13 protein-coding genes are annotated in these 14,036 nt (G+C 72.5%); 8 read left to right on the top strand and 5 right to left on the bottom strand.

Features of this window, described 5'->3' with window-relative positions:
* Position 1: 1 nt before the first annotated feature.
* Positions 2 to 427 (bottom strand): DUF6643 family protein, encoded by a 426-nt coding sequence (locus IG54_RS0101930; RefSeq protein WP_030776397.1) that lies wholly within the window; start codon positions 425 to 427, stop codon positions 2 to 4.
* Between the two features lie 296 nt (positions 428 to 723).
* Between IG54_RS0101930 and IG54_RS0101925 the strand changes: the two genes are divergently transcribed.
* A complete protein-coding gene (locus IG54_RS0101925; RefSeq protein ID WP_030776395.1) occupies positions 724 to 2,034 on the top strand; it encodes a TerD family protein in 1,311 nt (436 codons plus the stop codon).
* Positions 2,035 to 2,038: 4 nt separating this feature from the next.
* Here the strand turns inward: IG54_RS0101925 and IG54_RS0101920 are convergent, their stop codons facing one another.
* Positions 2,039 to 3,226 (bottom strand): glycosyltransferase, encoded by a 1,188-nt coding sequence (locus IG54_RS0101920; protein ID WP_030776390.1) that lies wholly within the window; start codon positions 3,224 to 3,226, stop codon positions 2,039 to 2,041.
* 58 nt (positions 3,227 to 3,284) lie between these two features.
* Here IG54_RS0101920 and IG54_RS0101915 point away from each other — a divergent pair, with 58 nt between their 5' ends.
* The 7 genes from IG54_RS0101915 to IG54_RS0101885 all read left to right on the top strand — a co-directional run bounded on the left by IG54_RS0101915 (position 3,285) and on the right by IG54_RS0101885 (position 11,428).
* Positions 3,285 to 4,091, top strand: a complete 807-nt coding sequence (locus IG54_RS0101915) for a glutamate racemase (RefSeq protein WP_030776388.1) — start codon at positions 3,285 to 3,287, stop codon at positions 4,089 to 4,091.
* Between the two features lie 78 nt (positions 4,092 to 4,169).
* Entirely contained in the window at positions 4,170 to 4,736 is a 567-nt protein-coding gene (locus tag IG54_RS0101910) for a hypothetical protein (protein WP_030776386.1), read from the top strand.
* 63 nt (positions 4,737 to 4,799) lie between these two features.
* The gene (lnt, locus tag IG54_RS0101905; protein ID WP_030776383.1) at positions 4,800 to 6,410 is read left to right on the top strand and encodes an apolipoprotein N-acyltransferase; all 1,611 of its coding nucleotides are present in this window, start codon (positions 4,800 to 4,802) and stop codon (positions 6,408 to 6,410) included.
* Between the two features lie 67 nt (positions 6,411 to 6,477).
* On the top strand, positions 6,478 to 6,957 hold the full coding sequence (locus tag IG54_RS0101900; protein WP_030776380.1) for an NUDIX hydrolase: 480 nt from the start codon (positions 6,478 to 6,480) through the stop codon (positions 6,955 to 6,957).
* A gap of 54 nt (positions 6,958 to 7,011) precedes the next feature.
* Positions 7,012 to 8,181: a methyltransferase gene (locus IG54_RS0101895; RefSeq protein WP_030776377.1), complete on the top strand. Its 1,170-nt coding sequence runs from the start codon at positions 7,012 to 7,014 to the stop codon at positions 8,179 to 8,181.
* Between the two features lie 228 nt (positions 8,182 to 8,409).
* Entirely contained in the window at positions 8,410 to 10,773 is a 2,364-nt protein-coding gene (locus tag IG54_RS0101890; RefSeq protein WP_030776374.1) for a phosphoketolase, read from the top strand.
* Positions 10,763 to 11,428, top strand: a complete 666-nt coding sequence (locus tag IG54_RS0101885; RefSeq protein ID WP_030776372.1) for an alpha-ketoglutarate-dependent dioxygenase AlkB family protein — start codon at positions 10,763 to 10,765, stop codon at positions 11,426 to 11,428. The genes IG54_RS0101890 and IG54_RS0101885 overlap by 11 nt, the downstream gene beginning before the upstream one ends.
* On the opposite strand, the gene IG54_RS0101880 is transcribed toward IG54_RS0101885, so the two are convergent.
* The 3 genes from IG54_RS0101880 to IG54_RS0101870 are packed head-to-tail and all read right to left on the bottom strand — an operon-like array spanning position 11,388 to position 13,909.
* The gene (locus IG54_RS0101880) at positions 11,388 to 12,353 is read right to left on the bottom strand and encodes an acyl-ACP desaturase (RefSeq protein ID WP_051819200.1); all 966 of its coding nucleotides are present in this window, start codon (positions 12,351 to 12,353) and stop codon (positions 11,388 to 11,390) included. The two genes, IG54_RS0101885 and IG54_RS0101880, sit on opposite strands and share 41 nt — an antisense overlap.
* Before the next feature lie 30 nt (positions 12,354 to 12,383).
* A complete protein-coding gene (locus tag IG54_RS0101875; RefSeq protein ID WP_030776367.1) occupies positions 12,384 to 13,604 on the bottom strand; it encodes a beta-ketoacyl-[acyl-carrier-protein] synthase family protein in 1,221 nt (406 codons plus the stop codon).
* The gene (locus IG54_RS0101870; protein ID WP_030776364.1) at positions 13,601 to 13,909 is read right to left on the bottom strand and encodes a phosphopantetheine-binding protein; all 309 of its coding nucleotides are present in this window, start codon (positions 13,907 to 13,909) and stop codon (positions 13,601 to 13,603) included. The genes IG54_RS0101875 and IG54_RS0101870 overlap by 4 nt, the downstream gene beginning before the upstream one ends.
* Between the last annotated feature and the right edge of the window lie 127 nt (positions 13,910 to 14,036).

Here is a 14,036-nt window from a genome sequence, read left to right as displayed (position 1 = left end):
ATCAGTACCCGCGATAGGGGCGGTTGTACGGATCCTCGTACGGCGCGGGGGCGGGGCGCGGCGCCGCGGGGCGCATCGCCTCGTACCCCGTACCGGCGGCGGGCCGCTGGGGCTGGGCGCCCGGGTATCCGCGCGGGCCCGCGGCCTGCTGCGGGATGTACGGCGCGGCGGCCTGTTGCAGCGGGGCGGGCTGCTGGGCCTGGGCGTAGCCGTACGACGGCTGGTGATGGGAAGGGGCGGCCGGCAGGGCGGGCAGCGCGGCCGGGAGGGCGGGCAGGTGGCTACCCGTGTCGTACGCGGAGGGAACCCGGATCGGGGCGATCTGAGGAGTGCCCCGCTCTGCGACGAGGGAGTCGTAGATCGGAGTGTCCGTGAAGGACGGCGCGGAGTAGTAACCGCCGCCATAGGTGGAGCGGGGGGAGGTCATGCTCCATAAGTTAAGCCCTAGATGTGTTGGTTGGGGAGACCGATAAGAGGGTTGTTTTCCGTGTCGGCAGTGGTGACGGATCCCCAATGCGAGCGAACTTGGGAAAATCGGTCGCCGAACGGCGTACGGATCGTGTAAAGGCCGAGTTCCTGGCGGGTTACCCAGGGTTGGTCCGAGCGCGGACAGGAGGATCCTCCAGGACGCGATCGTGGGCCTCCCGGTGATCCGGGTAATAGGTTGGCCGCGAACGGAATCGGCGGCCCTGCCGGACGCGGCGACTTGCGATGGGGGCGGACATGACAATGCCTAAAGGATCGAATGTTCCCGTACCGGCGCCCGCCGTGCGGGTCGAATTGGGATGGGGCTCCGGCGCCGGAGTGCCCGACGCCGACGCGTCCGCCCTCTTGCTGGCCTCCTCCGGAAAGGTGCGCTCGGACGCGGACTTCGTCTTCTACAACCAGCCCGCGCACTCCTCCGGAGCGGTGCGGTACGAGGGCAAGCAGCGCTCCGACGGCGGCGTCCGCGATGTGCTGGCGGTCGACCTCGCGCGCGTGGAGCCCGCGATCGAGAGCGTGGTGATCGCCGCGTCGGCCGACGGCGGCACGTTCGGTCAGGTCCCCGGCCTGTACATCCGGGTGCTCGACGCGGCGAGCGGCGCCGAACTCGCACGCTACGACAGCGCGGACGCGACCGTGGAGACGGCGTTCGTCCTCGGCGAGCTGTACCGGCGTCAGGGCGCCTGGAAGTTCCGCGCCGTCGGCCAGGGGTACGGCAGCGGTCTTGAGGGGCTCGCGACGGACTACGGGATCACGGTGGACGAGCCGCAGCAGCGGACACCCGCTCCCGCCCCGCCCGTCACCCGGGCCGCTCCCGCCCCGCCCGTAGCCGCGAGCCCCGCCGCCCCGCCCGTGCCCGCGAGCCCCACCGCCCCGCCCGTGCCCGCGAGGCCCGCAGCCTCGCCCGCGCCCGTGCGCCTCACCAAAGTCACCCTCACGAAGGACGCCCCGTCGGTCTCCTTGACGAAACAGGGCGGCACCTCGGGCGGCATGCGCGTGAACCTCAACTGGCAGACGCGCAAGCAGTTCAAGGGCTGGGGCGCGAAGCTCGGCAGAGCCATGGCCCTGCACGCCGACCTCGACCTGGACCTCTGCGCGCTCTACGAACTCACCGACGGCCGCAAAGGAGTCGTCCAGGCCCTCGGCAACGCCTTCGGAGCCCTGCACCAGCCTCCCTACATGCTGCTCGACGGCGACGACCGCACCGGCGCCGTCGACACCGGGGAGAACCTCACCATCAACCTCGACCACATCAAGGACTTCCGGCGCATCGTCATCTTCGTGACGATCTACGAGGGCGCGCGCAGCTTCGCGGACCTCAACGCCACGGTCACCCTCATGCCCCAGCACGGCGCCCCAATCGACTTCTCGCTCGACGAGTGCACGGTCCCCTCGACGGTGTGCGCCCTGGCCCTCCTCACCAACAACGGCGGCGACCTCGTCGTACAGCGAGAGGCCCGCTACCTCGTGCCGGAGCGCGGCGTGAGCCCGCAGCGCACCATCGACCACGCCTACGGCTGGGGCATGAACTGGACCCCCGGCAGGAAGTAACCGCTCAGCGCCGCTCCGGTGCGGGCTCCGCGACGGTGTCCGGACGCGCGTACGTACGCCCCTTCCACGCCGCGCCCCGCCCCCTGTAGTGCTGCACCGCCGAGTCCATGGTCATCAGGAGGTACAGGAAGGCGGTGACGGGCAGCAGGGGAGCGAGCGGGAGCGGCTGCCGGTAGTAGCGGAGCATCGGCAGATACGTCCCGGTCATCACCAGCCAGGCCAGACCGCCTGCCGTCGCGGCCGGTGCGCTGCCGGTGGCCAGGCCCGCGACCAGGGTCACCGGGGGAGCCAGATACACCACCGCGAGTCCGGCGACCGTGACGACGAGCAGGAGCGGGTGGTACCGCAGCTGGGCGTACGCGCTCCGCGAGACCATGCGCCACAGGTCCGCGAGGCGGGGGTAGGGGCGGACGCTGTCGACCCGCTCGGCCAGCCCGAGCCAGATGTGACCGCCCGCGCGCCGCACCTCCCGCGCGAGCGCGACGTCGTCGATCACCGCGTGCCGGATGGCGTCGGGGATCCGCGCCCGCTCCGCGGTGTCGGCGCGCAGCAGGACGCAACCGCCCGCCGCGGCAGCCGTCCGCGCCCCCTTCCGCCCGATCCGGCGGAAGGGGTAGAGCTGCGCGAAGAAGTACACGAACGCCGGGACCACCAGCCGCTCCCACAGGCTCCGCACCCGCAGCCGGGCCATCTGGGAGACCAGGTCGAAACCGCCCGTGTCCGCGGCGGCCACCAACTGCCGCAGGCTGTCCGGCGCGTGGGCGATGTCCGCGTCGGTCAGGAGCAGATACTCGGGATCCCGCGCGCGGGCGAGACCCATTCCGTGGCGCACCGCCCAGAGCTTGCCCGTCCACCCGTCAGGCGGCTCACCGGGGGAGCCGACGGTCAGCGGCAGGCCGCCGTGCCGCTCGGCCAGCGCGCGGGCCAGCTCGCCCGTGCCGTCCGAGCTGCCGTCGTCGACGAGGAAGACCTCGGCCCGGCCCGGATAGTCCTGCGCCAGCAGCGACGGCAGGCTCTTGGGCAGCATGTCGGCCTCGTCCCTCGCGGGCACGACGACACAGACCGACGGCCAGTGCGCGGGGTCCCTCCGCGGTGGCAGACGCACGTCCGTACGCCAGAAGAAGCCCTGCCCCAACAGCAGCCAGAGCCACGCGGCAAGCGATCCGGCGGCGGTCCACGCAACGGCGCTCATCCGCCGAAGTCTGCCCCATGGGACGGGGCCTGTGGGGCCCATCGACTATGGTGACCGGGTGAAGATCGCGCTCATGGACTCCGGTATCGGACTGCTCGCCGCGGCGGCCGCGGTGCGTCGCCTGCGGCCCGACGCCGATCTCGTACTCTCCTCGGATCCCGACGGGATGCCGTGGGGGCCGCGCACCACGGAAGACCTCACCGCGCGGGCGCTCGCCGTCGCCGAGGCCGCCGCCGCGCACCGGCCCGACGCGCTGATCGTGGCCTGCAACACCGCGTCCGTGCACGCGCTGCCCGCGCTCAGGGCCCGCCTGGAGCCCGGCATTCCGGTCATCGGGACCGTCCCGGCGATCAAGCCCGCCGCCGCGGGCGGCGGACCCGTGGCCATCTGGGCCACGCCCGCCACCACCGGGAGCCCCTACCAGCGGGGCCTCATCGAGCAGTTCGCGAGCGATGTCGCCGTCACGGAGGTGCCCTGCCCGGGTCTCGCCGACGCCGTGCAGTACGCGGACGAGAAGGCCATCGACGAGACGATCGCCGCCGCGGCCGCCCTCACCCCGCCCGATGTAAGAGCCGTCGTCCTGGGCTGCACCCATTACGAGCTGGTCGCCGAGCGTATTCGCGCCGCCGTGCAGCAGCCCCAGCTGCCGCCCCTCGTGCTGCACGGCTCGGCCGGCGCCGTCGCGGCCCAGGCGCTGCGCAGGACCGGAGAGCGGCCCGGCGCCGCCCCCGCGGCCGTCGCCGATTCGGACGCCGCGGCTCCCGGCCTCACCGTGCTGCTCAGCGGGCGCGCGGAGCAGTTGCCGCGAGAAGCGCTCACGTACGCCGAGGGGCGCATGCTCGCGGCGGTCAGCCCCGCGCTCTGATCTCCCCAGGTCCCGGGGGTGGCGGTCACTCTTCGCGACGCGGTGCCTTCGCGCTGGAACCTGAGTAGGCTCGGAGGCATGAAGGACCCAGCCCGTGAGGAACACGGCGAGCGCGCCGTGACCGACGGCCGGCCCGAGGTCTGGACCGGCCGCGCGACCAACCGCGTCCAGTGGCTGCTGGCCAGCGCCGGCGCCGCCTGTCTGGCGCTCGGCATCGCCCTGGCGGTCGGCTCCATGTGGACCTCGGGCTTCGCCCCACTGCTCATGTCCGTCGTGGGCTGCATCGCCGCCGGCCTTCTGATGCTCTTCGGGACCCTCGCCTTCGTCCACGTGGCCGTGAAGATCGACAAGGACTTCCTGGAGGTGCGCTGCGGCCATCTGGGCCTGCCGCGCCGCCACATCCCGCTCTCCCATGTCGTGGGAGCGGACTTCGCGCCCTCGGTCACGCCCCGGCAGTGGGGCGGCTGGGGCTACCGCTGGCGTCCCGAGAAGGGCACGGCGGTCGTGGTGCGGCGCGGCGAGGGCGTGGTCATCAGGCTGGGCGACGGCCACATGTTCACGGTGACCGTCGACGACGCCGAATCCGCGGTCCGCGCGATCCGGGCCCACCTGAAGCCCAGGGCACCCCGCACCGACCCCCGTTGACGGGGCCTGCCGCCCGGGCGACCGCGCTGTCGGCGCCCGGATCACGCGCCGTACACTCCCGGAGTGACCGCCACCACCACTCCCGTAGACGAGCCGGACCAGCTCGATCCGCAGCCCGTACGGGGCTCTCGTGCCGAGCGTGTCCGGCGGGGGCTCGTGCCCGCCGCCGCGGCGGCTCTCTCCGGGGTACTGCTCTACGTCAGCTTCCCGCCCCGCACGCTGTGGTGGCTCGCGCTCCCGGCCTTCGCCGGTCTCGCCTGGTGTCTGCGCGGCCGCACCTGGAAGGCGGGCCTCGGTCTCGGCTACCTCTTCGGTCTCGGCTTCCTGCTGCCGCTGCTGGTGTGGACCGGCGTCGAGGTCGGCCCCGGTCCGTGGCTGGCGCTCGCCGCCATCGAGGCCGTCTTCGTCGCCCTGGTGGGCGCGGGCGTCGCGGCCGTCTCCCGGCTGCCGGGCTACCCCCTCTGGGCCGCGGCCCTGTGGATCGCGGGAGAGGCGGCACGCGCGCGCGTGCCGTTCAGCGGCTTTCCCTGGGGAAAGGTCGCCTTCGGTCAGGCGGACGGCGTCTTCCTGCCCCTCGCCGCGCTCGGCGGCACCCCCGTGCTCGGGTTCGCGGTCGTCCTGAGCGGCTTCGGGCTGTACGAGATCGTGCGCCGGCTCCATGACGTACGCGCCACCCGGGTCCTGCGGCGCGGGGCGGCGGCCGCTGCCGTGCTCAGCGTGCTCGTCCCGCTCGGCGGCGCCCTCGCCGCCCGCCCGCTCGTCAGCGACGAGGCCGAGGACGGCACCGCGACCGTCGCCGCGATCCAGGGCAACGTCCCGCGCGCGGGGCTCGCCTTCAACGCCCAGCGCCGCGCGGTCCTCGACCACCACGTGCGCGAGACCGAACGCCTGGCCGCCGCGGTGAAGGCGGGCACGGTCAAGCGCCCGGACCTCGTGCTGTGGCCGGAGAACTCCTCCGACATCGACCCGTTCACCAACCCCGACGCGCGCCAGGAGATCGAGGCCGCCGTCAAGGCGATCGGGGTGCCCCTCTCCGTGGGCGGCGTCGTCGAGGGGAAGGACGGCAAGCTCTTCAACGAACAGATCCTGTGGGACCCCGAGAAGGGCCCGACCGACACCTACGACAAGCGGCAGATCCAGCCGTTCGGCGAGTACATCCCGCTGCGCGGCCTCATCGGCGTCTTCAGCAGTGACGTCGACATGGTCCGCCAGGACTTCAGCCGCGGTTCCGAGCCCGGCGTCTTCACCATGGCGGGCACCAAGGTGGGCATCGCGACCTGCTACGAGGCCGCCTTCGACTGGGCCGTGCGCGACACCGTGACCGGCGGCGCCCAGCTCCTCTCGGTGCCCAGCAACAACGCCACCTTCGACCGCAGCGAGATGACCTACCAGCAGCTCGCGATGTCCCGGGTGCGCGCGGTCGAACACAGCCGCGCCGTCACGGTCCCGGTGACCAGCGGCGTCAGCGCGGTGATCATGCCGGACGGCAGGGTGAAGGCGAAGACGAAGTGGTTCACCGCCGCCTCGCTCGTCGAGGACGTGCCGCTGCGCTCCTCGCAGACCCCCGCCACCCGCCTCGGCGTGCTGCCCGAGGGCATCCTCGTCCTGGTCGCCCTCGGCGGCCTCGGCTGGGCCGTGGCGTCCACGCGGACCCGGCGGGCAGCGGCGGAATAGCCGCGACGGGGGAGACGGACCCCCGCGCTCGCGCAGAGTGGTGGCGTGACGCCGTTAGGGTCGGTTTATGGCCACTCCTGATTTCATCCGCACCCTCAGGGCCGACGCCGGCCGGCAACTCCTCTGGCTCCCCGGAGTCACCGCCATCGTCTTCGACGACGAGGGCAGAGTGCTGCTCGGGCGGCGCACCGACAACGGCAGGTGGTCGGTGATCGGCGGGATCCCGGACCCGGGGGAGCAGCCCGCGGAGTGCGCGGTGCGCGAGGTGTACGAGGAGACGGCGGTGCACTGCGTACCCGAACGCGTCGTCCTCGTACAGGCACTCGAACCGGTCACCTATCCCAACGGTGACACGTGCCAGTACATGGACACCACCCTGCGCTGCCGTGCCGTCGGCGGCGAGGCGCGCGTCAACGACGACGAGTCGCTGGAGGTGGCGTGGTTCTACGTCGACGCGCTGCCGGACCTGCACGAGTTCTCGATGTCCCGCATCAAGCTGGCGCTCGCCGACGGCCCCACGTGGTTCGAGCCGGCCGACCGGCGGTGAGGCCCGCGGGCTGACCCCCGCGCCCCGTGAGCCCTCCGTTAGCCTGAGGGCACGATGAACCGTTTGAGCACGTCATGGGGCGCGTACGACCTCACCCGCTTCCCGGAGGACCCCCGCGACCAGCTGCGCGCCTGGTCGGCGGCCGACGCCTATCTGCTGCGGCACCTCGCGGGCGAGGAGGGGTCGGCGGCCGTCGACCTCGGCGGTACCGTGGCCGTCGTCGGCGACCGGTGGGGAGCCCTGACCACCGCCCTCGCGGGGCACGCGCGCGTGCCGGTGCAGATCACCGACTCCTTCCTCGCCCAGCAGGCCACCCGGGCCAACCTGGCCCGAGCGGGACACGCACCGGACGCCGCGCGACTCCTGACGACCAGGGACACTCCGCCCGCGCGCATCGACGTACTCCTGATCCGCGTACCGAAGAGCCTCGCGCTCCTGGAGGACCAGCTCCACCGGCTCGCGCCCGCCCTGCACGAAGACACCGTCGTCATCGGCACCGGCATGGTCACCGAGATCCACACGTCGACCCTGGAACTCTTCGAGCGGCTCATCGGGCCGACGAGGACCACGCTGGCCCGGCAGAAGGCGCGGCTCATCCTCAGCACCCCGGACCCGGCACGCACCCCGGGGCCCAGCCCGTGGCCCGGCCGCTATGTGCTGCCCGCCGACTCCGGTGCGGGCGCGGGCCTGACCGTCGTCAACCACGCGGGGATCTTCTGCGCCGACCGGCTCGACATCGGCACCCGCTTCTTCCTGAAGCACCTGCCACGCGCCCGCCCCGGCGCGCACGTCGTGGACCTCGGCTGCGGCAACGGCGTGCTCGGCACCGCCGCCTCCGTGGCCGCACCCGACGCCACGGTCACCTTCATCGACGAGTCGTTCCAGGCCGTCGCCTCCGCCGAGGCCACCTTCCGGGCCAACGCGGCCGAGGGCGCCGAAGCCGGTTTCGTGGCCGGTGACGCGCTCGCCGCCGTACCCGCCGGGACCGTGGACCTCGTCCTGAACAATCCGCCGTTCCACAGCCACCAGGCCACGACCGGCGCGACCGCCCGGCGCATGTTCAGCGGCGCGCGCGCCGCGCTGCGCCCCGGCGGCGAGCTGTGGGTCATCGGCAACCGCCACCTCGGCTACCACGTGAAACTCCGCAAGCTCTTCGGCAACGCGGAAGTCATGGCGAGCGACCCGAAGTTCGTCGTGCTGCGGGCGGTGAAGGGCCGCCGCTGAGGCCCGCCCGTGCCGCACAGCCCCGCGCGGGGCCGGGGCCGGACGGGTCCCCCTCGGGGCCGCCCAGCGTTCGCGGCGGCGCCGGGGCGGTGGCAGCGTCGGGGGAGGAGAGCCGAAGCCGGTCCGTTCCGCACGACTGACCCGGCGCTCCCGTGGAACCCGCGCCCCAGCACGTACCCGCGGATCCCGCGGCACCCCCGACCCTCGCGAGGAGACCTCATGGCGCCCATGGCGAAGGAGGACCTGGCGGCACTCGACGCACACTGGCGTGCCGCCAACTACCTGTCCGTCGGCCAGATCTATCTGATGGGCAACCCTCTGCTGGCCGAGCCACTGCGGCCCGAGCACATCAAGCCGCGCCTGCTGGGCCACTGGGGCACCTCACCGGGCCTCAACCTCGTGCACACCCACCTCAACCGCGTCATCAAGGAGCGCGACCTGGACGCGCTGTGCGTGTGGGGGCCCGGCCACGGCGGGCCCGCCGTGCTCGCCAACGCGTGGCTGGAGGGCAGCTACACACAGAGGTATCCGGCCGTGACCCGGGACGCGGAGGGCATGGCGCGGCTGTTCCGCCAGTTCTCGTTCCCCGGCGGCGTGCCGAGCCACGTCGCGCCCGAGACGCCCGGCTCGATCCACGAGGGCGGCGAGCTGGGCTACTCCCTCGCACACGCGTACGGAGCTGCCTTCGACAATCCCGACCTGGTCGTGGCCTGCGTGATCGGCGACGGCGAGGCGGAGACGGGGCCGCTGGCGGGCTCCTGGCACTCCAACAAGTTCCTCGACCCCGTGCACGACGGCGCGGTCCTGCCGATCCTCCACCTCAACGGCTACAAGATCGCCAACCCGACGCTGCTCGCCCGGCTCCCCGACGCCGAACTGGACGCGCTGCTCAAGGGCTACGGCCACGAGCCCCTGTATGTCGCGGGCGACGACCCCCTCACGGTCCACCACACGATGGCCGAGGCCATGGACCAGGCGCTGGACCGGATCGCCGCCCTCCAGCGGGCGGCCCGCAACGGCGGCGCGCACACCCGGCACCGCTGGCCCGTGATCGTGCTGCGTACCCCCAAGGGCTGGACCGGCCCCCGGGCCGTGGACGGAGTGCCCGTCGAGAACACCTGGCGCTCCCACCAGGTGCCGCTCTCCGAAGTCCGCGAGAACCCGGACCACCTGCGGCAGCTGGAGCAGTGGCTGCGCTCCTACCGCCCGGACGAACTCTTCGACGCGGACGGCGGCCCCATGGAGGACGTCCTGACGTGCGTGCCCGAGGGCGAGCGCCGCCTCGGTGCCACCCCGCGCGCCAACGGCGGCCTCCTCAGCCGCCCGCTGCCCCTGCCGCCGCTGGAGCGCTTCGCCGTCACGGTCGACGAGCCCGGCGCGACCTCGCACGAGCCGACCCGGGTCGCCGGCGAGCTGCTCGCGAAGGTCATGGCCGACACCGCGGGCCGCCGCGACTTCCGTGTCGTGGGCCCCGACGAGACCGAGTCCAACCGGCTCGGCGCGCTGTACGACGCCACGGGCAAGGCCTGGCAGGAGCGGATGCTCGACACCGACGAGCACCTCGCCCGCGACGGCCGCGTCATGGAGGTCCTCTCCGAACACCTGTGCCAGGGCTGGCTGGAGGGCTACACCCTCACCGGCCGCCACGGCCTGTTCTCCTGCTACGAGGCGTTCGTCCACATCGTCGACTCGATGGTCAACCAGCACATCAAGTGGCTGAAGACCTCGCGGTCCCTGCCGTGGCGCGCGCCGGTGCCGTCCCTCAACTACCTGCTCACCTCGCACGTGTGGCGCCAGGACCACAACGGCTTCTCGCACCAGGACCCCGGCTTCGTGGACCACGTGCTCAACAAGAGTCCCGACGTCGTACGCGTCTATCTGCCGCCGGACGCCAACACCCTGCTCTCGGTGACCGAGCACGTCCTGGGCAGCCGCGACTACGTGAACGTGGTCGTCGCGGGGAAGCAGCCCTGCTTCGACTGGCTCTCCCTCGACGCGGCCCGCGCTCACTGCGCGCGCGGCGCGGGCGTCTGGGAGTGGGCGGGCACGGACGACGGCACGCGCGATCCCGACGTGGTCCTGGCGTGTGCGGGCGATGTGCCGACGCAGGAGGTCATGGCCGCCGCGGGGCTGCTGCGGGAGCTGCTGCCCGAGCTGGCCGTCCGCGTCGTCAACGTCGTCGACATCGCCCGCCTGATGCCCCGCGAGGAGCATCCGCACGGCATGCCTGACTCCGAGTTCGACGCGCTGTTCACCCGGGACCGGCCCGTGATCTTCGCCTACCACGGCTATCCGTGGCTGATCCACCGGCTCGCCTACCGCCGCGACGGGCACGCGAACCTGCATGTACGCGGGTACAAGGAGGCTGGCACGACGACCACGCCGTTCGACATGGTCGTCCGCAACGACCTCGACCGCTACCGCCTCGTCATGGACGTCATCGACCGCGTGCCGGGCCTCGCCGTCCGTGCCACGTCCGTGCGGCAGGCGATGACCGACGCCCGTACGCGCCACCACGCCTGGATCCGCGAGCACGGCACCGACCTGCCCGAGGTGGCCGACTGGACGTGGCCGCACAGCAGTGGCGGATGAGCTGTTCCCCCGGGCCCGCACCGACCTCGGTCCGGGGGCCGTGCATCTGCCGGACTGGCTGACCCCGTCGGCGCAGCTGCGGCTGGTCGAGGCGTGCCGGCGGTGGGCGAGGCCGCCCGCGGGGCTGCGGCCGGTCAGGACGCCCTGGGGCGGCACGATGACGGCGCGGCAGTTCTGCCTCGGCTGGCACTGGTTTCCGTACGGGTACGCGCGCGAGGCCGTCGACGGGGACGGGGCGCCGGTGAAACCGATGCCGTCGTGGCTCGCCGCGCTGGGCCGTTCGGCGGCCGAGGCGGCCGGGTTCGCGGGCGAGGAGGCGTACGACATCGCGCTGGTCAACTTCTACGACGCCGACGCCCGCATGGGCATGCACCGCGACAGCGACGAGAAGTCCGGCGCCCCCGTGGTGTCGCTGAGCCTCGGCGATTCGTGCGTGTTCCGCTTCGGGAACCCGCAGACCCCGAAGGCACGGACGAAGCCGTACACGGACATCGAGCTGCGCAGCGGTGACCTCGTGGTCTTCGGGGGGCCGTCCCGTCTGGCGTACCACGGGGTACCGCGGGTGCTGCCCGGCACCGCGCCGCCGGGTCTCGGCCTGACCGGGCGGCTGAACATCACGTTGCGGGTGAGCGGCCTCGGGGAGGACGGGCCCTGACGGCGTCGCTGCGTTGACGGAAGCGTTCCGCTTGTGCGTCGAGCTGTTCGAGATGCCGGCCGAGACGGTCGAGCGCTTGCTCTCCCCGCGGGCCGAGGCCCGTGCGTTCCATTAGGCGCAGGGTATGCAGCAGGGGGCGCAGGACCTGGTCGCGGTGGGTGGCGAGGTCGTAGATGCCGGAGACGGCGATGCGGGCGGCACGGGTGTGGAAGCCGGGGATGCCGTGGCCGGGCATGGTGAAGTCGCAGATGACGTCGGTGACAGCCTGGGTGAAGAGGTCGGGTGCGAGGTCGAGACCGTCGGCGCACAGGTCACGGTAGAAGAGCATGTGCAGGTTCTCGTCGGCGGCGATGCGGCTCATGAGCTGCTCGCCCAGTGGATCACCGCAGGCACGGCCGGTGTTGCGGTGGGCCTCCCGGGTGGCCATCTCCTGCACCATCAGATAGGCCAGCATGTGAGGAACGTCGTGGTGTTCGCTGCGATAGCCGGCCGAGACGTGGTGCATGCGGTCGCGTTCCAGGCGTACGGGGTCGACGGCCCGGCGCGCGTGCAGGTACGTGCGCAGAGCGTCGGCGTGGCGGGCCTCCTCGGCCGTCCACCGGTGCAGCCAGGTGAGCCAGGCTCCCTCGCGTCCGAACTGGCCCTGGATCTCGTGGTGATAGCTGGGCAGGTTGTCCTCGGTCAGGAGGTTGACGACCAGCGCGTCACGTACGGCGTTCGGAAGGGGAGAGTCGTCAGGGCGCCAGGGGGATCCGGCCAGCGGGCCATCGAAGTCGCGGGCCTGCGACCACGGAACGTAGGTGTGCGGGAACCACTCACGGGCCGTGGCCAGATGCCTGTCGAGACGGCGCTCGACGCCGGGTTCGAGTTCGGCGAGGATGTCGATCTGGCCACGGGCGTGGGGGCGTGGCGTGGGGAGGGACATCGCGGCAGCTCCTTGGCGCGGGCGGCTGGTTCAGCAGCTTTGGAAGACCAGGGCGGCGTTCTGCCCCCCGAAGCCGAATGAGGTGGTGGCCACCGCTCGCATACGCCGCGGACGGGGAACCTTGGTCACGACGTCCAGGTCGATGCCGGTCTCGGGCTGGTCGAGGTTGGCGGTCGGATGGATCAGCTGGTGTCTCAGCGTGAGCGCGCTGACCGCGGCCTCGATGGCTCCGGCCGCGCCCAGGGAGTGCCCCAGGACGCTTTTTGTGGCGGTGACCGGCGGCGGCGTGCCGAAAACGCCGTGCAGCGCGCGGGCTTCCACGCGGTCGTTGAGCGTCGTCGAGGTGGCGTGCGCGTTGACGTGGTCGATGTCCTGCGGGGACAGACCGGCGTCGGTGAGGGCGGCGCGGACCGCGCGCTGCGCGCCCAGGCCCTCCGGGTGCGGTGCCGTGGCGTGGTAGGCGTCGCCGGTCGCGCCGTACCCGGTCAGCAGCGCGTAGGGGCGGGCGCGGCGGGAGCGGGCGTCGGAGGCGCGTTCGAGGACGAGGACGCCCGCGCCCTCGCCCAGAACGAATCCGTCGCGTTCGGAGTCGAAGGGACGGGAGGCGCCTGCCGGGTCGTGGGTTCGGGTGGACAGCGCTCCCATGCGCCAGAAGGACGCCGAGGTGACAGGGCTCGCGCTCTCACTCCCGCCGGCGATGGCGATGTCGCACATCCCCGCGCGCAGGAGGAGGGCGGCGGTCCCGATGGCGGTCGCTCCCGACGCGCATGCCGTGCTGGTGCACAAGGTGGGGCCCTGGGCGCTGAGCAGCATGCCGACGTATCCGGCGGCCATGTTGGGCGCGCTGCGCGGCACGAGTGTGGGCGGGATGGCCTGGAAGCGGCCCTTCTCCATGGCGGTGCACGTGGCCGGTGAGTGGTCGTGGGTCGTGCCGCCCACGCCGATGACAACCGCCACGCGGGGTGCGTCCCAGGCGTCCGGATCCAGGCCCGCGTCGGCGACGGCTTCCCGGGCGGCCGCCACCGCGAAGCTGATGAACGGGTCGGCTCGCCAGGCGAGACCGGGTGCGGCCGCCTTGACGGGGGCGGCGGGGACACGGCAGGCGAACGGAACGGGCAGACCCGTGAGTTCGGGGTCCGGCGCCGCGGTCGATGTGCCTTCGCACAGACGCCGCCAGGTGTCGGAGACGCCCACACCGGCGGCGGTGACCAGACCGATGCCGGTGACAGCGATCTCCGCGGCCGCGCTCATTCGGGTACCAGGTCGCCGGCGCCCACGACGGGGGCCTCCGCCACGGCCTGGATCACGACCCGCGCCGCCTCGCTGTAGGGCATGCCGGGGGTGATCGGCAGGTCGAGGGTGGAGATCTCCTTGTGTGTCTGGGCCTCGATGGCCACCAGGAGTTCCAGGAGTCCCAGGGAATCGAGGCCCAGAGCCTCCAGGGTGGCGTCCTCCGCCAGCCGCTCGGCGGGGATCTCGAATTGCTCGACGACGATCGTCTTCAGCGATTCCTCGGTGAAGGGTGCTTCCGAAAAGGGTGCTTCCGAACCAGTCACGTCGGCCTTCCAGTGGTCGTGAGGATCATGAGCGGACCACCTTGGTACCGGCACTGTCGGAGCCGTGCGGCCAGACACACCCTCGGGCCGGTGAGAATCCCCGCGCCGGGGTGAATCTCTGCGGCTG

This window comes from Streptomyces sp. NRRL S-920, assembly GCF_000717945.1.
In the GTDB taxonomy this organism is placed as follows: domain Bacteria; phylum Actinomycetota; class Actinomycetes; order Streptomycetales; family Streptomycetaceae; genus Streptomyces; species Streptomyces alboniger.
The sequence above is the reverse complement of the archived record's forward strand: the minus strand, read 5'-3'. Positions and strand labels throughout refer to the sequence as shown.

What these genes read in the sequence shown, in the direction of transcription:
- IG54_RS0101930 (WP_030776397.1), bottom strand. Translation starts at nt 427, where the DNA reads ATGACCTCCCCCCGCTCCACCTATGGCGGCGGTTACTACTCCGCGCCG.
- IG54_RS0101925 (WP_030776395.1), top strand. Translation starts at nt 724, where the DNA reads ATGACAATGCCTAAAGGATCGAATGTTCCCGTACCGGCGCCCGCCGTG.
- IG54_RS0101920 (WP_030776390.1), bottom strand. Translation starts at nt 3,226, where the DNA reads ATGAGCGCCGTTGCGTGGACCGCCGCCGGATCGCTTGCCGCGTGGCTC.
- IG54_RS0101910 (WP_030776386.1), top strand. Translation starts at nt 4,170, where the DNA reads ATGAAGGACCCAGCCCGTGAGGAACACGGCGAGCGCGCCGTGACCGAC.
- IG54_RS0101900 (WP_030776380.1), top strand. Translation starts at nt 6,478, where the DNA reads ATGGCCACTCCTGATTTCATCCGCACCCTCAGGGCCGACGCCGGCCGG.
- IG54_RS0101895 (WP_030776377.1), top strand. Translation starts at nt 7,012, where the DNA reads ATGAACCGTTTGAGCACGTCATGGGGCGCGTACGACCTCACCCGCTTC.
- IG54_RS0101890 (WP_030776374.1), top strand. Translation starts at nt 8,410, where the DNA reads ATGGCGAAGGAGGACCTGGCGGCACTCGACGCACACTGGCGTGCCGCC.
- IG54_RS0101880 (WP_051819200.1), bottom strand. Translation starts at nt 12,353, where the DNA reads ATGTCCCTCCCCACGCCACGCCCCCACGCCCGTGGCCAGATCGACATC.
- IG54_RS0101875 (WP_030776367.1), bottom strand. Translation starts at nt 13,604, where the DNA reads ATGAGCGCGGCCGCGGAGATCGCTGTCACCGGCATCGGTCTGGTCACC.